The organism is Arsukibacterium perlucidum DSM 18276, assembly GCF_000382165.1.
GTDB classification, from domain to species: domain Bacteria; phylum Pseudomonadota; class Gammaproteobacteria; order Enterobacterales; family Alteromonadaceae; genus Alishewanella; species Alishewanella perlucidum.
Window position 1 is genome coordinate 1 of record NZ_KB907729.1, and the last position, 22,403, is coordinate 22,403.

Genomic DNA, 22,403 nt, shown 5'->3' on the forward strand with positions numbered 1-22,403 from the left:
TAGCAGTGCTGGTATTAATTGGTACTTTAGCGTTGTTTGCTATGAATTTTATTGGTGTAGCCGCAGAGCAAGCGGGGTTGGCTAAACGCTTCCAGGCAAACACTATCAAACATCGACGGGTACTCAGCTACTGTTACATCGCGGCAAGACTAATCCATCAAAGCGAACTTAGGATAACTTTAAAACATTGGTTATCCGGCGTTCTTTACTTCAAACGGAAAACCGCAGAGTATGGATTGTGTTGGAGCTAAATTCGTGGGGATCCCTCAGACTCTGACCCATTTTAATTAAAAAGTATCACTCAGGTGCTGGGGCGGGCCGCGGCGACGGCTATGAAAAATGCTGGAGCCACTGGTTTTTTTGGCTTCGCGTTTGGCACTTGTAGCTAATTCAGACACGTCGTGCTGGCTGACACAAAGCTGTGGGTCGGGCTCAACCACCCCTATCGACAGTGAAATCAGCGGATAAAACAGTGGCTGCCCCAGCCGGTCAACCGCACTGCAACCGCCATCCGCTAAATGTTCTTTGCTGTAGTAATGTTTTATCCGCTCATTAAAACGCGATTGTATTTGTGCCAGCACCGCCATGGTGTTGACGTCACTAAACACAATAATAAAGTCGTCACCACCTATGTGGTAAATATAACCGCCTACGGCCGGCACTTCTGCCTGAATAATTTTGGCCAGCAACTCTATTATCAAATCGCCTTTGCTGTAGCCATAAATATCGTTATAAGGTTTGAAGAAGTCGATATCGATATAGGCCACGCTAAATTCACTGCCCTGACGCAGCAAGCTATCAATATGCAGGTTCAGCGGCACATTGCCGGGCAATAAGGTAAGCGGGTTGGTATAACGGGCGAAAAACACTTTGTTTTCACTAATTTGCTTCAACACTTTGCGTACCGAGCCTAAACCATAGTAGCGACCACTGTCAGTTACCAGAAAATGCAGGCCGGCGTCATCGGCATCGTCGCTGATTAAACTACTGACATCATCTATCGACATACTTTTCTCAACCACCAATGGTGCTTTTTCCATGCAATAGCTGATAGATTTACGCTGATACAGCGCCCGGCCAAAGGTGTGCGAGAATTTTTCGTTCAGTAAACCGCGACTAACCACCCCAACCGGCCGCTGCTGGTTATCCACCACGGCAATACAGCTAAGGCTTTTATCGCTGGCAAACAGCTCAGCTACCTCCAGTGCCGGGGTATGCTGTGCCACTGCAGGGGTAACAACAATAACCGGGTCCAGGGTCTGGTTCAGTTTCAGCTGATTGCTGACCAATAGCGGTGCCAGTGCAGTTGGGCTGTCCTGAAACTCTGCCTGAGGCCGGCCCAGTAAATAGCCCTGGCCATATTCAGCCCCCAGCTCGCGGCACATTTGCAGCTCTTCGCTGGTTTCAATGCCCTCGGCAATGATGCTGGAGCCAGTATCTTTGGCTATTTCTATAATATTTTTAACAAAGGCTTTTTTAATCGGGTCCTGGTGCAGCTGATCGATAAAATAGCGATCTATCTTAACGATATCAGGCTGTAACTCGGACCATAATCGCAGGCCGGAAAAACCGCTGCCCAAATCATCTATGGCGATTTTAAAGCCAAATTCGCGATAATGCTTTACCGCGTTAATAAACAGCTCGGTGTCTTCCACCTGGAACTGCTCCGATAGCTCAATAACAATTTGCTCCGGCGCCAAACCAGCCGCTTCAATCATTTTCTTAGTCAGACCAGAGGGATGATCTGAGGTTAGTAGCAGCATCGGGTTTACATTTAAAAACAGCAGGCCACCCGAGCCGGCTTTGGCAAAGGCGTTAATGCTAAGCTCGCGGCACAATAACTCCAGTGGTTCCAGCAGGTTGTAGCTTATGGCGGTTTTAAATAAATTACCGGGCGAGTGTAAAGCACTGTTCGACGGCCCGCGGATCAGCGCTTCAAAGCCGAGGTTTTTGCCATCACTCAGCCGCACTATCGGCTGAAACAATGGAGTTAACCGCTTATCGGCCAGGATATGGCGCAGCTCGTCATGATGATAGTCACTTAAACCCAAGCTGATTACTCTTTCAGTTAGCTTACAACTTTAGCCAACACTATCCATGGCAATTGGTTCATCCCTGCAGCTGGGTAGAATAAGTAACTAATATTGCACCCGTATGACAAAGTGCTACAAGCCCATAAATGGCTATAACGCAAAACGCCAACCCGAAGGTTGGCGTTTTAGTAAAGCACGCTAGCTATTAACAAAGGCTTATTTGCTGCGGCGTAAGCGACGGCCACCTACTAAGGCTAACAATCCGGCGCCAAACGCTGCCAAAGTAGCTGGCTCAGGCACCGCTGTCGCAACATTACGTCCAGGGGCCGCAGTAACAACTACGTTGTCAATCAAATTACCCATCGTACCGGCGTTTAATGAGGTAAAACGTAAAATGGAAGTACTGTCGGTGGCAATGAAGCTATTAACGAAAGTCGTCCAGCCAGCGGTAGTATGATCAGTAAGGGTCCAGTCTGAAGCGGGTACCGATACCGAGAACTTTTCGTTATTATTGTTGCGGGCACGATAAGAAAAGCTCAGATTATACTCGCGACCAATTTCGGTGGCAAACGTCTGGAAAATTGACCAGGCGCCTGAATTGCTGCCGTGGGCATTTAATTCAATAAAGTTTTTGCCGCTGGCTGCTATTACACCGCCTAAAGCATTCCATATTTCAATATTACTACCCTGCCAACCTGCAACGGCGGTGCTGTTAAAAACAACCCATTTGTTACTGGCAACAAAGTTTTCTTCAAAATCGCCGTTAACGATTAATGTAGCATGGCTACTGAAACTGGCGCCCAGCAAGGCAACAGCACCTAATAAGGTACGAATAGAAACAAATGACATCTTGATCCCTCAAACATTATATTGACGATTATTGGTTAATTAACCAACACATCATACCAGTGTTTTAGAATATTAGGAACATGTGTTAAGAGATTTTTTGCCCGACTAAAATATTTGTATGTTACGATGCCACTGCCTACTATAGATCACACATCAGCCCTGCCCTGAGTATTAATATGCACCTCTCTGCTGTTTCCGCTGTTGTAGCCACATTAACAGTTTTGTGTATATCCTCCGACTTAAGAAGGCACCATGACCTTAGCTACAGACTACCACCTGCTGGTACCCACCTACAGCAATGACTTTAACACCTGCTTTTACTGTGGTTGTATTGCCAGTGCGCATGACTATGCGCCACCGCTGCAGTATCTGGAGTTTTATCTGGCGACCCGCGAGCCAAGTGAGTTTTTACAGGTGCCTTGCTGCAGTGAGTGTCATGACCACCTGAAAGCCTGTAAGGCCGGCACGCTGGACGAGCGGCGCACATTTGCCAAAGCCAGGTTAGCTAAAAAGTACGATAAAGCCCTAACCATTTATGAAATGTGGACCGAAGCCGAACTAGCGACGCTGGATTTTAGCCTGCGCCATAGTATTGAGGCCGGCCTGAAACTGGGCGGCGAAACGGCTGAGCGGCTGGGTTATCCCGGCTTTGCCTATGAAACGGCCGGGCTGCAGCATAATATGCAACACCAGCCAGTGAGCTATTTTGATGTATTTGGCGAGCGCTTTAGTACCTTTCGCGAAGCGCTGGAGTTTGCCAGTAAAGCCTACCGGATACCGAAAAACACCTTAAAAGAATACTTTGCTGATAATAACAACAACTTTGAATTGGCGATTCAGGCCATTCATAAACAAGTGGCGGAAAAAGAGTTTAACCAGCAGTTAAAGCAGCAATGTGCGGCCTTTGCCAAACAACATAAACAAGCCGTTATTTTTGTGCATAAACAAGTAGAGCGTTACCTGAGTGAAAATGACGATATGACCATTAGCGAAGCGCTGGAGCACTTGTACCAGACCAGAGTCAAACCCCAACACCCGGCAAAGCGCTGATGCAACTGTAGCCCGGATGGTTGGTTTTTCGGGAAACTTTTAATTTCATTGATCATTTCTAATATGAAGCTACGCTTAATCTGAATGTTTTCCTCACTTAATATTTTACGTTTTTGCTGGGGGTGTTGTGTTATGAAATTATTGAAATTAAGTTTTTTGCTTGCTGGCTGTTTGGCGGTGCAAACGGCACAGGCAGATTTAGTTATCGTTGTTCATCCATCAATGAATGAATCAATAACCATTGATGATATTAGCCGGGTATATACTGGCCGCTCTTCAGTGCTGGAACCCGTTAACCTTTCAGATGCTAACCCGATTAGGGGGGCGTTTGATGAAAAAGCCCTGGGGCGCACCTCATCCCAGATTAAAGCCCACTGGTCAAAATTGGTATTTACCGGCAAAGGCTCTCCTCCAAAAGAGTTTGCCAGTGAGGAGGAAGTGCTGAACTACGTTGCCAATAATGAGTTCAGTATTGGCTATGTTGATAGCTCAAAAGTCAGTTCCAGCGTGAAAGTGCTGCATACGGTTAAATGACTGTTTGATATCCCTTGGGGGCTTTATGAAATATATCATTATCGTTTTATTGTTTTGTCTGCCAACAACGCTGCAGGCAGTAGATTTTAAAGTAAGCGGTTATGGTTCCATTGTTGGCGGTAAAGTTGTCAGTGGTGATTTAGACCCGTCTGGTGAGATCGAGTTTCAGGTCGACTTTTACGACTACGCCTATTACGTTGAAGACTGGGCGTGGGATAAAGAGTCTTTGGTTGCCTTGCAAATGGTGGCTTCAATTAACAACCGGCTGGATGCCACGATTCAGCTGGTGGCGAAGGCTGCTGATGAATGGTCGCCGGATATTGACTGGTTCTACCTTACCTATAAGTTAAACGACAGTAGCAAAATAATGGCTGGGCGCAGAATGTTGCCTATGTACTATTTTTCTGAGTATATGGAAGTAGGGTTTGCTTACCCCTGGATCAGGCCACCGGCCAATTTATATTGGTGGGAAATTACCCAATTTAATGGTTTAACCTATTTATATAATTTTGAGCTTGGCAACTGGAACTTAGATTTCAGCGCCTTTATGGGTGAAGAAACCCAAACTAACATTAAATCACATGATTTTTGGCGCAACAGAGGCGGCTATTATTTCCCACCAGCAGGCGTATATATTTCGGGTACGGCAGATGTATCCTGGAGTGATATTATCGGGGTGAATTTAGCAGCAGCTAATGATTGGCTGGATATCCGGGCGTCTTATTTTTCTACCCGCTATACCACGACATCGGACGTGATGTTTTTTGATGAACTTGACAGCAATGGCGATGGCATTGCCGATGCCGTAATAGAGCGCAGAACCAATCCCGATGGCACGCCTATTCGTTCAGGACAATGGTCGTTAACCGATTTCGATTTGTCTTTTTATGGCCTTGGTGGTTCGATGTATTTTAAATATGCCACTGTGCTATTCGATTATAACTATGTGACCTACGATGATGGGTATGGCTCGCGCTTCCCCACTTTTTATGTCAGTGCCATTTATAATCATGATACCTGGCAACCCTATGTTGGCATGTCACAAGCGAAATTAAAAATAACCGAAGATTTCGATGGCTTTGGTACCGGTGAAGCGGAAGAGCATCAAATTATCACCCTAGGCTTGCGCTATAACGTTATGGCCAATGCCGCATTAAAATTTGAACTGAATAAATTCAAAGACAAAGGCGATAGAAGCCCCTGGTATGATTTTAGTTATCATAACGATGCCACATTGTTCAGTGTTGCCCTCGATTTTATTTTTTAACTAAAAACTCACCGTTCAATAAGCTTAAGGAGCCTGCTGGCTGCTTAAGCTTTATTTTTTTAACCTTATCCCGAATTATACAAGCGAATTTACTGCGCTGGATCAAGCTGATTTTACTGAGTACTGCTATAGTTTAATTTCGTGTTATAGAGCGGCAATCGCTTATGGCCCCCTACTCTAAATTTACCTTATGGCGTGACGGCAAGGTTATTCTGGCGAAAGCTAATGGCAGCTGGAACCGGTTTACTGCCGAAGATTATGCCAGCCAGTTTAAAGCGCTGGCTATGCCCCTGGTCGGTGAAGACTGGGCTCATATTGTCTATTTGGATAACTGGCAACTGGCAACTGGGAGCGCCAGATATTGAGCCTGTGGTAAAGGATTTAGTAAGCTGGTGTTTAAAAAATGGCCTGCGGTACACCGCCCAGGTGTATTGCCCGAGTATGATTAAGCAGTATCAGCTGAACCGGATGATAATTGACAGCACCCCTGAGTTTGAAAAGCGGATTTACCCCAACCAGCAGGACGCCTTTGCCTGGCTGACTAGTTTGGGCTTTAGCTCCAACTGCCAAAGCCTGTTAAACGCAAGCTAATCCCCCTGCTGTTTAACCATAAAAGCCCGGGCGCCCAACTCCCGCGCCAGCGCGCGTAATTCTGCGGCCTGCTGACAGGGCGCAAAAGCAAAGCAGCTGACATATAAGCCGGCATCACTGGCAGTGTGGATAAACTGGCATAGTTCGCTAAAACCAAGCCGGGTTGGCTGTACCGCCTGCTGATAAGCTGGCGGGTTAGTGGCGGGCAGATACAACTCCAGCTTTTCGACGCCAAGCGTCAACAGCTGCTGGCATAGCGCCGGCGCGACAGTGGGCGCTACCAGACCATAACTGACCAGGGTTACCGGCACGCCGTGGCGCTGAGCTTTAAAAGCCGGTAATAACTGTGCTAACAACTCAGGTTGTAACAAAGGGTCACCAATACCGGCGATGGCCAGCCCCTGTAACTCAAATTCGGTAGAGGCCTGCTGCTCATAACCGGCCTGATAGGCCTGCTCTATGGCGTTCAGCAGTTGTTGCGCGCTTGGTGCGGCAGCTAATTGCGCCAGCAACGGCTGCTGACCCGCAAGTTGCAACAAAGATTGTGCAGCCGGCAAGGCCGAGCCACATTGCAGGGTCAGACGCTGTTGCTCAACATAACTGTATTGGTTTATCACGATGGAACCCGGCCAGATGCAAAAGAATACAATACTGTACTACGACACTTCAGGCAAAAGTAGCTTAAGCTTGATCCAGCTCAGGTATTGTCCTGCTTAAAAGCACTAGGCTACAGTCGTAAATTAGCGCAGCCTAATAAAAGGGAAACGCAGCATGAGTAACATAAAAACAATAACAGTAAGTGCCGGTTTGGCAGAAGGCTTTGCTATAAGTGGTGAGATTGACGGCCATACAGTATTAATTGACCAACCGGTTACCGTTAAAGGCACAGGTACCGGCCCGACACCACTACAAATGCTACTATTTGCGATTGGCGGCTGTATTGGCACCATCGGCCGGATTGCTGCTTTTCAGCAGAAAATTAATTTGCGCGGTATGCAGGTAAAAGTGGAGGGCGATTACAACCCGGCCGGTTTACTGGGTAAGCCAACCGATGACCGGGTAGGTTTTACTGAAATACGCATTAGCGCGGTAATAGATGCCGACTTAACCGACGAACAAAAACTGCAGTTTCTGGATGAAGTATGCCAGCGCTGCCCGCTGCACGATAACTTAAGCCACACCAGCAGCGTAGTGCATAGTTTGGCTTAAATGCAGTGTGACAGAGCTTGAAAAAGCCGCAATGGCTAAATGACACCTGAACTCAGCTCTGGCCATTTCTCATCAAACCAGCAGTGGCTTTAGGGCCTGGGCCAGTAATGGTGCCATGCTAATGGCATTGCTGGCGTGAGCAATGCAGTCGGTGCTCCATACTTCGCCTACGCCGGCGGCGGTAATCACCGTTAAGGCGTCGCCGGCAAACAGAGCGTGAGTTACCGCCACATCGACCGAGGCAGCCCCGGCCTGCAACAGCAAACTACAGGCGCCGGCCAGCGTACGGCCAGAGCTGGCTACATCGTCCATCAGCACGACTTGCCGGCCGTTAACGCTTATCGCCGGCAGTTGAATTTGCACCTCGGTATCACCAAAGCGTTGTTTAGTGCAGACACCGTAATCACATCCAATTTGTGCCGCTGCCAGCGCGACCCATTGCTCTGATTCCGCATCGGGCCCTATCAGCAACGGTTTGCTGCGCTCGCGGCTAATCAGCTCGGCCAGCCGGGGGGCGCCGCTTAGTGCTATTGCCTCACCCTGCGGGATGGCCTGGTTTAAGCTATCGATCCGGTGCAGATGCGGGTCGACGGTGATCACACCATCGAATAACTCTGCTAAAAACTGGCCAATGATCTGCTGGCTGACAATTTCGCCGGCATTAAATGCAATATCCTGGCGCATATACGCCAGATATGGCGCCACCAGCCATAACCGTTTTACCCCAACCGTGCGGGCATGGCGGGCAAGCAGCAACAGTTCAACCAGTTTATCGTTGGGATTATCGAGGCTGCGGTATAGTACCAGTTGCTCTGGTACTGCCCCGGCAAATGGCAAAGTCAGCTTCAGTTCCTGATCCGGAAAGCGGTGCTGCTGATAAAGTGCCAGCGGCAAGCCAGCCGCATCGGCCAGGCGCTGTGCCGCGGCCTGCTCGTCCTGGCTGCAAATCAGTAATATCGACATCTGTTAATACTCAACAAATAAGGGCTGTAATGCTTCAGCCGGGCCAATAATATAACCTATGCTGCGCTCACAGGCCTGACAGGCAAAAGCCAGTTCAGTGGGGTATGCAGCGTACACCCGATACAGCAATTGGCCCTGGCTGACCTGGGTACCCAGCTTGGCTAACAAGTCGACCCCCGAGCCTTTGGCCCGCGGCGCACCGGCCGAGCGGGCAATCCGGGCGATTTGCAGATTATCTATGGCTACCACGGTACCACTGACCGGCGCTTTAATCTCGAAACTGAGTGCCGACAACGGTGGCTGCTCGGGATCGAACTCTCTTTTACCCTGGGCGGCAATAATATCCTGCATTTTCGCCAGCGCCCGGCCTGAGTCGAGAATATCGCGGGCAATACCAAAACCATCACCACCGCGCACGTCAGGTGCAAATTCCAGCATGCGCCCGGCTAAACGCAGCGCCTTCTGGCGCAAGTCCATTGGCGCATTAGCATGGTTTTGCAGCACCTGCATCACATCGCGGGCTTCCAGCGCCGGCCCTATGCCGTTACCAATCGGTTGGCGGCCGTCGGTTACCACTACATCGATGGCAATGCCCATGCGTTTGGCTACAAATTCAAACAGTTTTCGTAGCCGCTGTGCCTCCGGCATCGAGCGCACCTTGGCGGTGGGGCCAATCGGAATATCCAGCAATAAATGACTGGAACCGGCGGCTACTTTTTTCGACAGAATCGAAGCTACCATTTGCCCCGGTGAATCGATAGACAGCGGCCGCTCAACTGAGATCAACACATCATCGGCCGGCGATAAATCGCTGCTGCCGCCCCAGGCCAGACAACCGCGGTGACGGTGGACAATCTCGGTCAGTAACTCAAAGGGCATTTCTACCCTGGCCAGTAACTCCATGGTGTCGGCAGTGCCTGCCGGTGAGGTAATAGCCCGCGATGAGGTTTTCGGGCAGAGCATGCCATGCGCCGCCACAATAGGCACCACCAGCATAGAGGTGCGGTTACCGGGAATGCCGCCTATGCAATGCTTGTCGACCACCGGGTGCTCGTGCCAGTCGAGTTTGCGGCCAACCTTGCTCATGGCGTCACTTAAAAAGAATACTTCTTCGCGGTCAAGCTCGCCCTGATTACAGGCCACCACAAAGGCGGTAAGCTCAATTTTTGAATAACGGTGGCCGGCAATATCGCGGACAATACGGCTAAAATCATCAGCGCTGAGCCGCTCACCGGCAATTTTACGATGCAGCGCCGGAATAGAGCGGGCCGGTTCGGCCGGCGATACCGTTACTGCTTCGCCATCGGGCACCGCTAAAATAGCAAAGGCTTCTTCCGATAACCCCAGCTGCTGACAACCAACAATATTGGTGTCGTCTACCACATTCAGACTGGCGAGGATTTTCTTGCCTCTGGCCTGCACTTCTATTTTCGCCAGCGCCTGAAAACCTTCAGCCCGGTATATCTCGCATTCGCGGTGCAGATAAGCGACGTTTTCACGGTAGGTGTCGATACCCACCCGCTTTACCGTAAGCTGCATGCTTTTACTGCTATCTGCTTTGCTAGTTTCTGCTTTGCCTGACGCTGTCATACTGCTGTCTCAAAAGGCTTTTAGTTAATCTAGCCGCCAACGGCCGCTGTGCCAAGCACTTTACTGATTATCTGCTACCGCTTTGCGACAGATCAGTTTATGCACCACATAAAAAAGGCGCGGTGCCAGACACCACGCCTTGTTCAGAGACTATGCAGCAGGCTTATCTGGCCCCCGGCTCGGCAAATTTAGTTACCCAATCTTTTACCTGGTTATACCAATAAATGGAGTTATTAGGCTTTAAAATCCAGTGATTTTCATCCGGGAAGTAAATCATCCGCGATTCGACACCACGGCTTTGCAGGGTGCGGAACAATTCAAAGCCCTGCCCTACCGGGACCCGGTAATCGAGCTGGCCATGAATAACCAAGGTGGGGGTAGTGAATTTGTCTGCATAGTAATGCGGCGAAATCGCTTTGTAGATGTCCGGATTATCCCAGTAGCCGCCAAAGCGGGTGGAGTGCACAGCAAAATCAGCAGCCATTTGCGAGTACATGTTGTATACCGCGGCATGAATTAACAGCGCCTTAAACGGATGCTCGGTGCCCAGTAATATCGAGGTTAAATAGCCACCATAGCTGGCACCACCGGCTACCATCCGCTCGGTGTCAATCCAGCTTTGGTTTTCAAACCACTTGGTAGCCGCCTGAATGTCGGCCAGCGGCTTAGTGCGCCAATCGGGATTAATAGCGTCGGCAAAATCCTGGCCGAAACCACTGGAGCCATGAAAGTTAGGCCAGGCAGCCACATAGCCCCAGGAAGCAAAGGTTTGCGAGTTCCAGCGGTAGCTGAAACTGTCGGTAAAGGCATTGTGCGGGCCGCCATGGATCAGCATAAATAGCGGGTATTTTTTGCTCTTATCAAAACCCTGCGGGTAATGCACCCACATTTGAATGTCTTTACCTTCAGCGCCTTTATAAGTTACTGACTCGTAAGTACCCAGCTCAACCTTGGCTAAAATGTCGTCGTTAAAGCTATCCAGCCGGCTGGTATTGCCGTTGCGTGGATCTACTTTTACCAGCCGGGCTGGATATAAAAAGCTGTCGTTGGTGGCAATCAGGCTGTTACCGGCCTGCGCCGGCTGGCCAAAACTGGTTGCTTTGGTAATGGCGCGCGGCTTACCGCTACGGGCATCGATGTAGTACAAGCGACGACTGGCAGCATCGTCGATACTGGCGTAAAAGCCGCGGCCATCTTTGGCCCAGCTAAAACTGCTGACCGAGCGATCCCAGTCGCCGGTCAGTAGCCGGCTGGTATTTTTCGCCAGATCGTAGATCATTAAACGGGCAGTATCAGCATAAAAACCATGAATCAGCTGGCGGCTGAAAGCCAGGCTTTTGCCGTCAGGGCTGAATTGCGGGTTGCTGTCAGGCGCCTGATTATCTTTGGTCAGGTTTTCAGCAGTATCAGAACCTATCCGGCTTAAGAAAATATCAATTTTGGCATCAACCTGGTTGTCCCAGCCGTTGGCATTAAAGGCAATGTATTGCTCTTTACTATCAATGTCATAACTGGCTGCACTCTGGCTGGAGCGGGGTAACTGATAACCCAGTGGCTGGGTAATTGCCTGAATATCACCGCCGCTCGCCGCAATACGAAACACATGGGCCTGGCGGCTTTCATCCAGCCAGTGATCAAAATGCGAGTAAGGCAACGCATTCCACTGCCGGGCTGACATTTTGCTGTCTTTATTAGTTTTAAGCTGGGTTTTCATCTCATCCCAGTTTTTATCTGGCCATACCCGGCTGATAAAATACAGGTGCTGGCCCACCCACTTTATGCCATACACGCCGGTTGGTACTTCAGTTAAGCGCCGTGCTTCGCCCGGGCCCTGCATAGGTAACAGGTAAATCTGGCCGGCATCATCTTTGTCACGCTGGCTGATAAACGCCAGGGTTTTGCCATCCGGCGAGAAAGTCGGCTCACTGGCCCGCAGCCCTTCAGCCGTTAACGGCGTTTGCTGTTTGCCATCGGCACTAAACAGCCACAAGCGGCCATTGGCTTTGTCGGCGGCCACATCGTAGCCAGTAACCGGTGCCACGATATGCTTGCCATCGTCTGACACCACAGGCGAGCCAATACGTTGCATTTGCCATAAGCGCTCTACGCTAAGGCGGGTATCGTCGTTGTTGTTTTCACTGGCCAATAGCATGCCTGGCAACAGGCACAGCACCAGCATTAAATAAACTGCTCTCATCGGTAAGACTCCATGATAGTTATTATTGCTGCTAAAAATAGCACAGTCAGTAAATTACCGGCGGTAGTAAGCGACAAAACAATGGTATTTTAGCGATAAATTCGTTGAGATAGCACTGGTTTTAAATTATCTTGGGCACTGACTACGAGTACTGGGCTTTTTGCTAAATGCCATTAAGGCCGCTAAAAAAATTCGCATTGCCTTTTTGGTGCATCGTATCGATTGCAGTTATCCAGCAAATTTATGCTGTCGAAAAGGCGCTTCTGATCAACTTTAAGCTGTTCGAGCGCTACGCCGGACAGTACGTTTCTGCGCCTCTGACTATGCCATCGAAGTGGCAAACCCTGTTAGTGTCAGCTTCAACCCTGCCGGTGAATGACCAGCTTAGCGCGGTCAATACGTTTTTGCATCAGTCTTTAAGCTATGTACCAGACAGCCTGCTATATGGTATGGAAGACTACTGGGCCAGCCCGGCTGAACTGTTTACCAGCCAACAAGGTGATTGCGAAGATTGGGCTATTGCCAGCTATGTCAGTTTACGGGCCCTGGGCATACCTGATGCTCAGCTGCGCCTGGTTTACGTTCGGGCTAGAATTGGTGCAGAGAACAGCGGTTTAAGCCAGGCCCATATGGTGCTTGCTTATTATCCTGATACCGGTGCTGAGCCCCTTATTTTAGATAGTTTAATTCAGGCTATTTTGCCCGCGTCTGCCAGGCCTGATCTAACGCCGGTATTTAGTTTTAACGCCACCGGATTATGGGCTGGCAGCGGCAATCAGAAATCAAAACAAAGTGCTACCGCGCGTTTATCCAGATGGCGCGATCTTGTGCAACGATTAGAACTGCAAGGTATTGTATTGTAATGCCTACAACAAACGGGTTAAGGGGTGGGTAATGTCTCTCATTAAGCAATTATGGATTGCCATTATTGTTATCGTGCTATTGGCCTTTGGCAGTAGTTTTTTTATCAGTGCTTATCAGACTAAGAACTATCTGGCAGAGCAGCTACAGGTAAAAAACATCGATAATGCAACGGGCATGGCATTGACTTTATCTCAGATGGATAAAGACCTGACCACCATTGAACTGATGCTGTCTGCCCAGTTCGACACCGGTTATTACCGCCGTATTGCCCTGAGAGATGTTGCCGGCAATATCGTGACTGAATTCAGCTTACCGGCCCAACAGGTTAATGCGCCGCAGTGGTTTATCCGGCTGTTGAATTTTGAGATTAAACCCGGCATTGCGCAAATTCAGGACGGCTGGCAGCGCTTTGGTACTATCGAGCTGGAAAGCCAGACTGATTATAGCCTGGTGGCATTATGGCAAATAACTAAAGACCTGGCGCTGGGCTTTCTGATTATTGCGATGGGCTGCGGCGTGACAGGCAGTATTTTACTAAACCGGGTACGCGGGCCACTGAATCAGGTGGTGACCCACGCAGAAGCCCTGGGTAACAGACAGTTTATTACTAGTGATGAACCGGCGACGTTTGAATTAAAACGGCTGGTTGCAGCAATGAACCGGTTAACTGGCCGGGTGCGTTTTATGCTGGAGCAGGAGCAAAAACAACTTGACCATCTGCAACGCCAGTATGAACTGGACCAGGTTACCGGCGCCTTTAACCGGGACTATAGCGCCAGCTGGCTTGAAGGCTACTTTAACAATGCAGACCGTAGCGAAGTAAGTAGCGTATTTATGCTTCGGGTAACGAACTTGCAAGGTATTAATCTGCAATTTGGCCGGGCCGAAACCGATGTATGGTTAAAGCAAATGGTGAACGTTTTGCAGCAGTATCATGGTGTGCGTCTGGTCAGCAGATTAAACGGCAGCGATTTTTTTATTATTGCTGATCAGGTGGCTACCACCACCTCGATGTGTGGCCAGCTTGTTGACCAGCTTAACAACAGCTGCCTGCTGGATGAGAACCATAACACAGCCCCCGTTTTACTGGTTGGGTTGTCGCTTGATGCCGTCAACAGCCGGCAGCAAACCCTGTTGCAGTTAGATGCGATGCTGGTTGAAGTTGAATCTGTCCCGCCGTTACAGAGCAAAATATTGCAGCAATTGCAGCCTTACGACACCCTGGCGGATGCCACGGCATGGCTGAAAGCAATCAAACAGGCTATTGATTCAGAACGTATTATGTCTAAAGTTTATCCGGTGCAACTGCGTGATGGTAACTTGCTGCACCAAGAGGCCATGTTGCGGGTAAGCATTAATAATGAATGGTTATCGGCAGGCCAGATTTTGGGTTGGGCCAGACGCTATCAGTTCACCAGCCAACTGGACATCGCGATGATAAATCGTGCTCTTAGCCAACTTGCTGCGGATGAAACCTTGCAGCTGGCTATCAATATATCCGATCAGACCCTGACCACAGTGGCGGTGCATTATCAACTGTTAACTTTACTACAGACATTGCCAAAGACTGTGTGTCAGCGCTTGTCACTGGAATTTGACGAGCGACTGGTGATTAAACATCAGTTGTTATTTATCAGTTTTGCCCCGGCGTTAAAAGCACTAGGAGTAAGTGTCGGCCTCCAGAAATGTGGTTATGCTATTAACAATATTCAGGATTTAGAAAAGTTAGGCATTGATTACTTAAAAATTGATTCCGCTATAGTATTGCGTTACAAAACCCCTGAGGCTGCTAAGATTTTGACTAGCTTGATAAAACTGGCGCACGCCTTAAGTTTGACAGTGATAGCAGAGGGTGTAGTTTCAGCAGAAGACATTAAAGGCTTGTATCAGCTGGGATTCGATGGCCTGACCGGCCCGGGCATTGCCTGACACCGGTTCAGGGCATAATGCTGTCGTCTGCTTCTTCATCAAGCAAGTCTAACGTTTTCATATTATGGCGTAAGGTTTTTCTGTTTAACAATTTTACCTGCGCCGCCATTGGTAATTCGGTAAATTTTATTGTGCCATTGGCGGTAAGCAGCTCAACTAAATCTTCCAGCACCCGGGCTAACTCTGCGTCAGAATGTTGCAGCTTTTTGCTATGGCTCAATTCTTTATTAGCCAGTTCGTACGCCGGAATATTTTTCTGCATAAACCGCAGTAGCTCTGGATCATTGTTTGACACAAATTCAGGATACTCAGCTGACTGCTCTATGCTCAATCCGATTATTTTATTATCACTGGCGCGTTTAACGTACATCAGAGCATCCCTCTAAAGAAGCATGATTAGTTGTAATCGATCTTTAATACCCAGCTTAGCAAAGGTCGCAGTAAGGTGTTGCTTGACTGTTCTTTCTGTAATAAATAAATTTTCGGCGATATTTTTATTGCTCAGCCCCTGGCGGGCAAGGCTTGCCACTTCATACTCTCTTTTTGACAGCCGGCTTTCAAAAGACTGCCAACTTTGTTGCGATGGAATGACCTTTGATAAAAACTGGTTTAGCTGATTAAGCAGAGTTGCCGGGATCCACAACGCACCGCTGTTTACCGTGTTAACTGCCTGCACGAAGTTGACACTGCTACTGCCAGCATCTATATAGCCTTTGCCGCCTAACGTCAGCGCAAGTTGTAATTCTGTAATGTTCAGCTGCTGACTAATCACAATAATAAGCTGACTGGCACTAAGCTGTTTTACCAGGGTTTGCCAGTCGATGCGGGCACTGTGGATTAACACCACGCCACCGGCCTGCAGGGCGTTAGTCGCTGCGTCAGGATAGGTATAAATTGTGGGTTCACTGAACGCTGAATGCCAGCTGGACGCTTTAAAACCCGGCGCAGTATAAATAACTACCTTTGCCATCTGTCCGCTACCTCTCTGTCATCGCGTTACTTTTCGCTCTGAGTAATGGTTTAAGTAAGTAAGACAATACCGTGCGCTTGCCGGTAACAATATCTACCTGTACGGTCATGCCTGGCAAAATAGTTAATCTGTCATCCAATCTTTGACTGGCCGTACTTAACCTGACAACATAATAGGTATTGTCTTTCTCGTCGGTTACCGTGTCAGCACTGATATGGCTGACGGTTGCTTGCAAACCACCAAAAATAGCAAAGTCATACGCGCTTATTCTGATAGTAGCCTGTTGTTCCAGCTGAATAAAAGCAATGTCTCTTGGTGATATTCTGGCTTCAATCAGTAAGGTGTCATCCAGCGGCACTATATCCAGTATATCCCGGCCCGGGGTTAATACCCCGCCAACCGTATTAATATGTAGCCGCTGAATGGTTCCGCGCATTGGCGACTTAACCTCAGCTTGCTGTACCATATCAACCAGGCCGGTTTGTAATTCGGCTAAGGCGGCCAGTTTGGCACGGGATTCTGACAATTGATTACGCCAGCGGTTAAGTACCATTAGCTTAATTTCGTTCTGTTTATTTCGAGCCTCCTGCAAAGCAGATTCTGCCCGGGCGACGTTGGCTTCAGCCCGCTTTGTTTCGCCGCGCGCTCTGGCGACATCACGCTCCAACCGCAAAATATCGATATCAGACACTGCCCCAGAGGCCCGGAGTGGCTTAGTTACCGTTAGCTCCTGGTTGGTAAGCTCAAAGGTTTGACTGTACTGAAACAGGGCCGCTTTGGCTTCCAGTAATTCCTGTTGTCGTTGCTGTTGCTGTTCAGTCTGCACAGCAAGTTGCTCGTTTAATTCAGCCAGACTGTTGTGGTAGAGCTGTATTTCGTGTTGCAACCTTTCGGGAGCGTATATCTTAAGATGTTCCGGAAACTGCGGTTCAGTTTCGTTGGTAAGCGCAATAAGCCTGGCGACCTCGGCCTCCAGGGCATAAAACTGTGCCATATTTTCAGCCAGGTTTGATGCAGAGCGTGTAGAGTCGACTTTCAGCAACACTTGACCAGCCTCTACCACCTGCCCTTCGCGTACCATAATTTCAGTAACCAGGCCGCCATCCAGCGATTGGATAGTTTGTAATTGCTGCGAGGTAACCACTTTACCGTCGCCTCTGGCGATTTCATCGAGTGGTGCCAGGGCTGCCCAGATCAGCAATACCACAACCGCCAGGGCAATTGCATAGAGCAACCGCCGTGCAGATAAGGGAGACTGCGCAATACGTGCCCATTCCGCCTCACTCACCCAATCTTTGGAATACTTTGATGTTGGGTTGCTCATGTACTGGTGCCCATAATTCTGCCCTGACGCAACGCTTCCATCACGGTATCTTTCGGGCCGTCTGCAATAATTTTCCCGTTGTCGATGACGATAATTCTGCTCGCTAAGGAGAGCAATGGGCTGCGGTGGGTAATCAGCAACATGGTTTTCCCCTGTGCATAGCCTCCTAAATGCTTCCGAAAGGCTTCTTCACTGCTGTGATCCAACGCTGCTGTTGGTTCATCCAGTAACAGTATGGGCGGATCGTTATACAAGGCCCGGGCGATAGACACGATTTGTTTCTGGCCTCCTGACAGATTCTGGCCTTTCTCTCCTACCTGCATTTCAAAGCCCGCCGGGTGTCGACTAAGTAACTGACTTAAGCCGGAGATATTACAAATATTCAGAAAATGCTCGGCACTTTTCGAAGGGGCAGCCAGTTCGATGTTATAGCGCAGCGTACCACTGAATAGAGAGATATCCTGGGGAACGTAGCCGATATTATTTCTTACCTGATGAATGTCTAACTGACTGATATCGATACCATCCAGCAGAACCTGGCCTTCTGTTGGCTCGTGCAGGCCCAGAATTAGCTTTTCTAAGGTTGATTTGCCTGAGCCGTTGCGACCGAGGATTGCCACATGCTCGCCTGGCTCGATGCAGAAGCTGACATTATGCAATGACGGTAAATCGCCATCCTGGTAACTGAAGCTCACCCGCTTAAATTCTATTTTGCCCTGCAATAATGGCTTGCTGATAGTGTTTTGGCTGGCATCCTGCTCAGACGGATATTGCATCAATACGTTAAGATTGTCATAAGCTGATGAAGCGTAATGAAATTGTGCCAGTAGTCCGGCAGCCTGGCTAACAGGGGCTAAGGCCCTTGATGACAATAAAAACACCGCGATCAGGCTACCTTGGGTAAGGTTGCCATCAATCAGCAAATAGACACCAGTAATAATAACCGCGACACCAACTAACTGCTGAATAAACGCCGTGAAATTGCTGACCGATGCCGACACTGATCGCATTTTGGCGCCATTGTGGGCGCAGCTTAACGATAGCTGTTCCCACTTGTACTGGATGTTAGTTTTAACATTGCTGGATTTTGCCGTTTCCAGCGAACCAATGGCTTCAATTAAAGTGGCATTGCGCTCTGCTGCTGATTTTGCTGACTCGTCAGACAAAAACTTCAGTTTACGCTGCGCAAAGTAAGCATAAATCAGGGAAATAACAGCACCGATAATAATCGGGAAAAGCAATGGCGGGCTGATAAGGGCGATAACAACACAATACAGCAATACGAAAGGTAAGTCGGCCAGCGCGACGATGGTTAACGAGCCGATAAAACTTCTTACTGCTTCAAAAGATTGAACAATTGAAGCGAAAGCCCCGGTAGACTGCGGCCGGTTTTTCAGCTTCATTGACAATACTTTGTCCATAATGGCTGAGGACATCATAACATCAGTTTTACTGGCGGCTAAATCGACAAAATGATGCCTCAATAGTTTTAACACTAAGTCTGCAATCAGTACTATGGTGATGCCTGAGGCTAACACCCATAAGGTATGGGTAGCAAGGTTTGGCACAACTCTGTCGTACACATTCATCACAAACATCGGCATCGACAAGGCAAATAAGTTGATCAGAATAGCGGCAAGCAGAACATCCCGGTACAAGGAGCGGTTTTGCTTAACAACCCCCCAGAACCAATGTAAATGCGCTGGCAGCTTAAAATGGTTAGTTTTTTGCTCTGCATCGGTTTTCGGCCGTACATAAAATACAGTACCCGTATACTCCTTATTCAGCTCATCAAGACTGACCGTTGAGACACTATCAGGCAGCTCTGGATAGCTTATAACCAGCTGTTTTTTTTCATGATTTATCTGGTGAACTAAACAGGCTTTGTTATCTTTCAGGGTTATTATAGCCGGCAACAAAGCCACGTTGAGTTGGAGCAACGGCCGTTGCAGTATTTTTGATGCGAGTTTGGCACGGTCTGCCGCCCGGTTAAAAACAGCTGGGGTAAGCATGTTGTCAGTAAGTGGCAAGCCACTGATTAACGCTGCCGGGCTGACCGTATGCTGGTGAAATTCACATATATAGAGTAATGCTTCAAAAAGCGGCCCACCGGTATGTTGGTTATCTGGGATCAATGGGCATCTTCCTGTATCAGTTGTCTATTATTCATCCCGAAGCACGCGGCGTTCATCCCTGGCACGCACTACCGCTTCTATCCGCCGATTTACATTGTGAGCAGCTTCAGTATCAGCGTCAGATAGTCTTTGGCTTGAACCAAAACCTTTGGTAACAATGCGCGCTTCATCAATATTAAATTGCTCTACCAATACCATTTTCACCGCATCAGCACGCTGCTTCGATAATAGATTGTTATACCAGGCAGCGCCCTGCGCTGAAGTATGGCCATTAATTTCGGTATTTGTATTCGGGTAGCGCCGTAAAAATGCAGCGAAATCGGCAATATCTGAAAAGCTATCTTCGTTTATAACGCTGGAGTTATGCGCGAATTTAATTTCCAGGGTGAAATTCACCATCTTTTCGGTAAAAATTGAACACCCTTTGGCATCGACTTTATCGGTTGGCGGAGTATCCGGGCAATAGTCAGCAGAATCTTTAACAGAATCATTGTCGGCATCATTATTCATGTGCAGACTGTCATAAACATCAATAGCAGGACATGCGGTCTCTGGGTCCACTGTGAGCTTTTCAGCGCCAAGTTCAGTTAATGAGGGCCAGGTGTCAGACGCCAAACCCAGGGTGTTAAGTAAGGTACCCATCCCGGCAAGTGTTCTGGCTTTAGCCACACTCAGGCTGTAACTGGCCGCAAGGTAAGCTCTGCTGGCCTGGAAATACTCATTCTCAGAATCCAGTACGTCCAGCAGCGAACGCTGGCCAATATCAAACTGTTGCTTATAAGCTGTTCTCACTTTGTCTGATGACAACCTGTGTTGATTTAACAACGGTAATTGTTCAAACAACTTACTACTGTCATTGTAAGAAATCTGAATAGTTTGGCGGATATTTAAGCAAGCTTGATCTCTCAGCTCCTGCGCAAGGTTAATTTCTGAGTAAGCACGTTTTAGCGTGGCATTGTCGCGGCCACCATTGTAAAAGTTATACTTAATTTCAATACCAACTCGTGCTTCGTTTTGATCGGTTCTCAGCCCAATATCTGAGTAGTTTTGATAGCCATAACTACCAACTAAATTAACAGAAGGTTTGAAATTAGATTTTTCAGTTTTTGCAGCAAACTCAGCCGCTTTAATATTTCTAAGCGCTGCATGGTAGGCAGGGCTGCTCTGGTAAGCCTGCCGCAGTGTCTGGCTTACTGAACCTGGCAGAGCATCTGAAATAACAATGTCGCTCATTTCTGCTGACGGTAGTTCGCCAACCACTCTCAGGTAACGAGTGGTGACATCATGCAGGTTAGAGGTTTCGGTAATAACATTGCTTTGTGCCAGCGATACTCGGCCACTTATTTGTTCTAAATCAGCGAGTTTAGCTACACCAGCTTTAGCACTGCTTTCAATTTGGCGATACACTTCAAAATGCTTATTCAAGTTGTCCTGAGCCAGGGCAACCAGTTTACGCTGTGCCAGCACGTCCTGATAAGCTCTGTAAGCTTCTAAAGCGACATTTTCAGCTGTTTCCAAAAGATTAAAATAGGCGACTAACTGAAAGTTAGAAAAACGATTAACTTCAGAGCGGGTACGACTGCCATCATACAACATCTGAGTAAGTGAAAGCCGGGCATAGGCACCATCATATTCTCTGACAAAACCATAATTTTGTCTTTGATATTGATATCCTACTGTACCATCAATAGTAGGTTTGTAACCTGCACGGGCAGCATTAACATTTTCACCTGCAGCCAGAAATTCATGCCATTTAGCCAACACATCAGGGTTTTTCTCAATAGCCGATTTTGTAGCTTCCTGAACGGATGGAGCAGAGAAACCGGGTATGGTAAAGGTGGCTAGTGCCAAAAGAATAAAAAATTGAAGTCCCTTCCAGGTAAGTGCAGCTTTCACTCGATTTGTGTCCTTTAAATAACAAACTACTAAATTGTGTAAATTATATCCTAAGGTACACTTTGCTGGCTACTGCTGTTAACAAATCTGTTTTTACTTTAGTAAATTAAACTGTACCGAGGTCCAATGGTTTTGCCATACCTTCTGCCATAAAATACAACTCATAAAGGTTTATTTATGGATATTACATATTATGTCAAAAATCGTTGCTCAAGTTGTTGAAGGTATTGTCGAAGTTAAATCTGCTGATGGTGAGGTAAAAATACTTCAGCAAGGTGATATGCTGATGCCTGGTGATACAATAATGACCGCAGACAACGGCTCGGTTGTTTTGACATACCTGAATGAAACCGTGGCCATAGCTGAAGACCAGACTATTGTTATCTCTGACAGTTGGTTACAAACCGATATTTCGCCAGAAGATTCTGTTGTTGATATTAATACTGCTGAAGACATTTTGGCGGTACTAGACGAAGAAGGCGATTTACTTGAACAACTAGAGGCAGCTGCCGCAGGTGGTGCTGGTTCTGCAGAGAATAGTGGTAATAGCTTTGTCAGATTGACCCGGATTGTTGAATCTAACGATTCGACCTTGTTGGCACCGGGTACATTTACGACAACTGACCCTGTTGTTGACACACCGATAGCAGAGACAGCTGTTCAGGCTGGCGAAGAGTTGGCACCGGAACCAGCAATTATTCAGATTGACAATGTAACCGCTGATAACATAATCAATGCTGCGGAAGCGGCCGGCACCCTTACGGTTACCGGTAGCGCCAGCGGCGGTAATATCGCCCCGGGCGATGTGGTGACCATGATCATCAATGGCACCACCTACACCACCACCGTCCAGGCCGATGGTAGCTGGAGTGTCGAGGTGGCTGGCAGTGATTTGGCCGCCGATACTGAATTTGATGTGGTGGTGACGTCCAGCGATGCGGCTGGCAATACTGTCGAGTCGACCGGCACCTCCACCCATACTGTGGATTTAGCAGCGGATGC

Annotated in this window: 20 protein-coding genes and 1 pseudogene; 10 read left to right on the top strand and 11 right to left on the bottom strand. The window is 48.2% G+C overall.

The window, feature by feature from the left end; genetic code table 11:
* Positions 1 to 251, top strand: a pseudogene (locus tag H141_RS21805) (hypothetical protein); the annotation flags it as partial.
* 36 nt (positions 252 to 287) lie between these two features.
* Here the strand turns inward: H141_RS21805 and H141_RS0116450 are convergent.
* Entirely contained in the window at positions 288 to 2,051 is a 1,764-nt protein-coding gene (locus H141_RS0116450; RefSeq protein ID WP_019677382.1) for a GGDEF domain-containing protein, read from the bottom strand.
* A gap of 198 nt (positions 2,052 to 2,249) precedes the next feature.
* The gene (locus H141_RS0116455; RefSeq protein ID WP_019677383.1) at positions 2,250 to 2,882 is read right to left on the bottom strand and encodes a DUF642 domain-containing protein; all 633 of its coding nucleotides are present in this window, start codon (positions 2,880 to 2,882) and stop codon (positions 2,250 to 2,252) included.
* A 252-nt stretch (positions 2,883 to 3,134) separates the two neighbouring features.
* Between H141_RS0116455 and H141_RS20505 the strand changes: the two genes are divergently transcribed.
* The 5 genes from H141_RS20505 to H141_RS0116485 all read left to right on the top strand — a co-directional run bounded on the left by H141_RS20505 (position 3,135) and on the right by H141_RS0116485 (position 6,324).
* Positions 3,135 to 3,932, top strand: a complete 798-nt coding sequence (locus H141_RS20505) for a hypothetical protein (RefSeq protein ID WP_019677384.1) — start codon at positions 3,135 to 3,137, stop codon at positions 3,930 to 3,932.
* Between the two features lie 132 nt (positions 3,933 to 4,064).
* The gene (locus H141_RS0116465; RefSeq protein WP_019677385.1) at positions 4,065 to 4,466 is read left to right on the top strand and encodes a type 2 periplasmic-binding domain-containing protein; all 402 of its coding nucleotides are present in this window, start codon (positions 4,065 to 4,067) and stop codon (positions 4,464 to 4,466) included.
* Positions 4,467 to 4,491: 25 nt separating this feature from the next.
* Positions 4,492 to 5,733 (top strand): hypothetical protein, encoded by a 1,242-nt coding sequence (locus H141_RS0116470; protein ID WP_019677386.1) that lies wholly within the window; start codon positions 4,492 to 4,494, stop codon positions 5,731 to 5,733.
* 164 nt (positions 5,734 to 5,897) lie between these two features.
* Complete coding sequence (locus H141_RS0116480; RefSeq protein ID WP_019677388.1) at positions 5,898 to 6,098, top strand: hypothetical protein; 201 nt, start codon at positions 5,898 to 5,900, stop codon at positions 6,096 to 6,098.
* A complete protein-coding gene (locus H141_RS0116485; protein ID WP_157610977.1) occupies positions 6,049 to 6,324 on the top strand; it encodes a hypothetical protein in 276 nt (91 codons plus the stop codon). The genes H141_RS0116480 and H141_RS0116485 overlap by 50 nt, the downstream gene beginning before the upstream one ends.
* On the opposite strand, the gene H141_RS0116490 is transcribed toward H141_RS0116485, so the two are convergent.
* Complete coding sequence (locus H141_RS0116490) at positions 6,321 to 6,941, bottom strand: hypothetical protein (RefSeq protein ID WP_019677390.1); 621 nt, start codon at positions 6,939 to 6,941, stop codon at positions 6,321 to 6,323. The two genes, H141_RS0116485 and H141_RS0116490, sit on opposite strands and share 4 nt — an antisense overlap.
* Positions 6,942 to 7,095: 154 nt before the next feature.
* Between H141_RS0116490 and H141_RS0116495 the strand changes: the two genes are divergently transcribed.
* Positions 7,096 to 7,533 (top strand): OsmC family protein, encoded by a 438-nt coding sequence (locus tag H141_RS0116495; RefSeq protein ID WP_019677391.1) that lies wholly within the window; start codon positions 7,096 to 7,098, stop codon positions 7,531 to 7,533.
* 72 nt (positions 7,534 to 7,605) lie between these two features.
* Here H141_RS0116495 and H141_RS0116500 read toward each other — a convergent pair whose 3' ends face one another.
* From H141_RS0116500 to H141_RS0116510, 3 genes are all read right to left on the bottom strand, one after another.
* Positions 7,606 to 8,496, bottom strand: a complete 891-nt coding sequence (locus H141_RS0116500; RefSeq protein WP_019677392.1) for a ribose-phosphate diphosphokinase — start codon at positions 8,494 to 8,496, stop codon at positions 7,606 to 7,608.
* 3 nt (positions 8,497 to 8,499) lie between these two features.
* Positions 8,500 to 10,086 (bottom strand): thymidine phosphorylase family protein, encoded by a 1,587-nt coding sequence (locus tag H141_RS0116505; protein WP_019677393.1) that lies wholly within the window; start codon positions 10,084 to 10,086, stop codon positions 8,500 to 8,502.
* 163 nt (positions 10,087 to 10,249) lie between these two features.
* Positions 10,250 to 12,283, bottom strand: a complete 2,034-nt coding sequence (locus tag H141_RS0116510) for a S9 family peptidase (RefSeq protein ID WP_019677394.1) — start codon at positions 12,281 to 12,283, stop codon at positions 10,250 to 10,252.
* A gap of 323 nt (positions 12,284 to 12,606) precedes the next feature.
* On the opposite strand from H141_RS0116510, the gene H141_RS20510 reads away from it, so the two are divergent.
* Together H141_RS20510 and H141_RS0116525 are read left to right on the top strand one after the other, a co-directional pair.
* Positions 12,607 to 13,146 (top strand): transglutaminase-like cysteine peptidase, encoded by a 540-nt coding sequence (locus tag H141_RS20510; protein WP_205620416.1) that lies wholly within the window; start codon positions 12,607 to 12,609, stop codon positions 13,144 to 13,146.
* Between the two features lie 31 nt (positions 13,147 to 13,177).
* Positions 13,178 to 15,076 carry a bifunctional diguanylate cyclase/phosphodiesterase gene (locus H141_RS0116525; RefSeq protein WP_019677396.1) on the top strand — a complete coding sequence of 633 codons (1,899 nt, stop codon included), beginning with the start codon at positions 13,178 to 13,180 and terminating at the stop codon, positions 15,074 to 15,076.
* A gap of 7 nt (positions 15,077 to 15,083) precedes the next feature.
* On the opposite strand, the gene H141_RS0116530 is transcribed toward H141_RS0116525, so the two are convergent.
* Genes H141_RS0116530 through H141_RS0116550 form a run of 5 tightly spaced genes read right to left on the bottom strand, consistent with a single transcriptional unit; the run spans position 15,084 to position 21,401 of the window.
* Positions 15,084 to 15,446, bottom strand: coding sequence for a hypothetical protein (locus tag H141_RS0116530; protein WP_019677397.1), 363 nt, complete (start codon positions 15,444 to 15,446; stop codon positions 15,084 to 15,086).
* 12 nt (positions 15,447 to 15,458) lie between these two features.
* Entirely contained in the window at positions 15,459 to 16,046 is a 588-nt protein-coding gene (locus H141_RS20515) for a response regulator transcription factor (RefSeq protein ID WP_019677398.1), read from the bottom strand.
* Positions 16,047 to 16,053: 7 nt separating this feature from the next.
* Entirely contained in the window at positions 16,054 to 17,370 is a 1,317-nt protein-coding gene (locus H141_RS0116540) for an HlyD family type I secretion periplasmic adaptor subunit (protein WP_019677399.1), read from the bottom strand.
* Positions 17,367 to 19,505 (bottom strand): type I secretion system permease/ATPase, encoded by a 2,139-nt coding sequence (locus tag H141_RS0116545; RefSeq protein ID WP_019677400.1) that lies wholly within the window; start codon positions 19,503 to 19,505, stop codon positions 17,367 to 17,369. Before H141_RS0116545 ends, H141_RS0116540 begins: the two co-directional genes overlap by 4 nt.
* A 27-nt stretch (positions 19,506 to 19,532) precedes the next feature.
* On the bottom strand, positions 19,533 to 21,401 hold the full coding sequence (locus H141_RS0116550) for a TolC family outer membrane protein (protein ID WP_157610979.1): 1,869 nt from the start codon (positions 21,399 to 21,401) through the stop codon (positions 19,533 to 19,535).
* Between the two features lie 193 nt (positions 21,402 to 21,594).
* Here H141_RS0116550 and H141_RS21665 point away from each other — a divergent pair.
* Positions 21,595 to 22,403 (top strand): retention module-containing protein (locus H141_RS21665; RefSeq protein ID WP_033425609.1); only part of this gene is annotated, 809 nt, incomplete at its 3' end.

Bases quoted from the DNA above. Each gene is read 5' to 3' on its own strand.
- H141_RS0116505 (WP_019677393.1), bottom strand. From the start codon at position 10,086: ATGACAGCGTCAGGCAAAGCAGAAACTAGCAAAGCAGATAGCAGTAAA.
- H141_RS20510 (WP_205620416.1), top strand. From the start codon at position 12,607: ATGCCATCGAAGTGGCAAACCCTGTTAGTGTCAGCTTCAACCCTGCCG.
- H141_RS0116500 (WP_019677392.1), bottom strand. From the start codon at position 8,496: ATGTCGATATTACTGATTTGCAGCCAGGACGAGCAGGCCGCGGCACAG.
- H141_RS0116455 (WP_019677383.1), bottom strand. From the start codon at position 2,882: ATGTCATTTGTTTCTATTCGTACCTTATTAGGTGCTGTTGCCTTGCTG.
- H141_RS0116525 (WP_019677396.1), top strand. From the start codon at position 13,178: ATGTCTCTCATTAAGCAATTATGGATTGCCATTATTGTTATCGTGCTA.
- H141_RS0116480 (WP_019677388.1), top strand. From the start codon at position 5,898: ATGGCCCCCTACTCTAAATTTACCTTATGGCGTGACGGCAAGGTTATT.
- H141_RS0116465 (WP_019677385.1), top strand. From the start codon at position 4,065: ATGAAATTATTGAAATTAAGTTTTTTGCTTGCTGGCTGTTTGGCGGTG.
- H141_RS0116495 (WP_019677391.1), top strand. From the start codon at position 7,096: ATGAGTAACATAAAAACAATAACAGTAAGTGCCGGTTTGGCAGAAGGC.
- H141_RS0116540 (WP_019677399.1), bottom strand. From the start codon at position 17,370: ATGAGCAACCCAACATCAAAGTATTCCAAAGATTGGGTGAGTGAGGCG.
- H141_RS0116470 (WP_019677386.1), top strand. From the start codon at position 4,492: ATGAAATATATCATTATCGTTTTATTGTTTTGTCTGCCAACAACGCTG.
- H141_RS20515 (WP_019677398.1), bottom strand. From the start codon at position 16,046: ATGGCAAAGGTAGTTATTTATACTGCGCCGGGTTTTAAAGCGTCCAGC.
- H141_RS20505 (WP_019677384.1), top strand. From the start codon at position 3,135: ATGACCTTAGCTACAGACTACCACCTGCTGGTACCCACCTACAGCAAT.
- H141_RS0116530 (WP_019677397.1), bottom strand. From the start codon at position 15,446: ATGTACGTTAAACGCGCCAGTGATAATAAAATAATCGGATTGAGCATA.
- H141_RS0116510 (WP_019677394.1), bottom strand. From the start codon at position 12,283: ATGAGAGCAGTTTATTTAATGCTGGTGCTGTGCCTGTTGCCAGGCATG.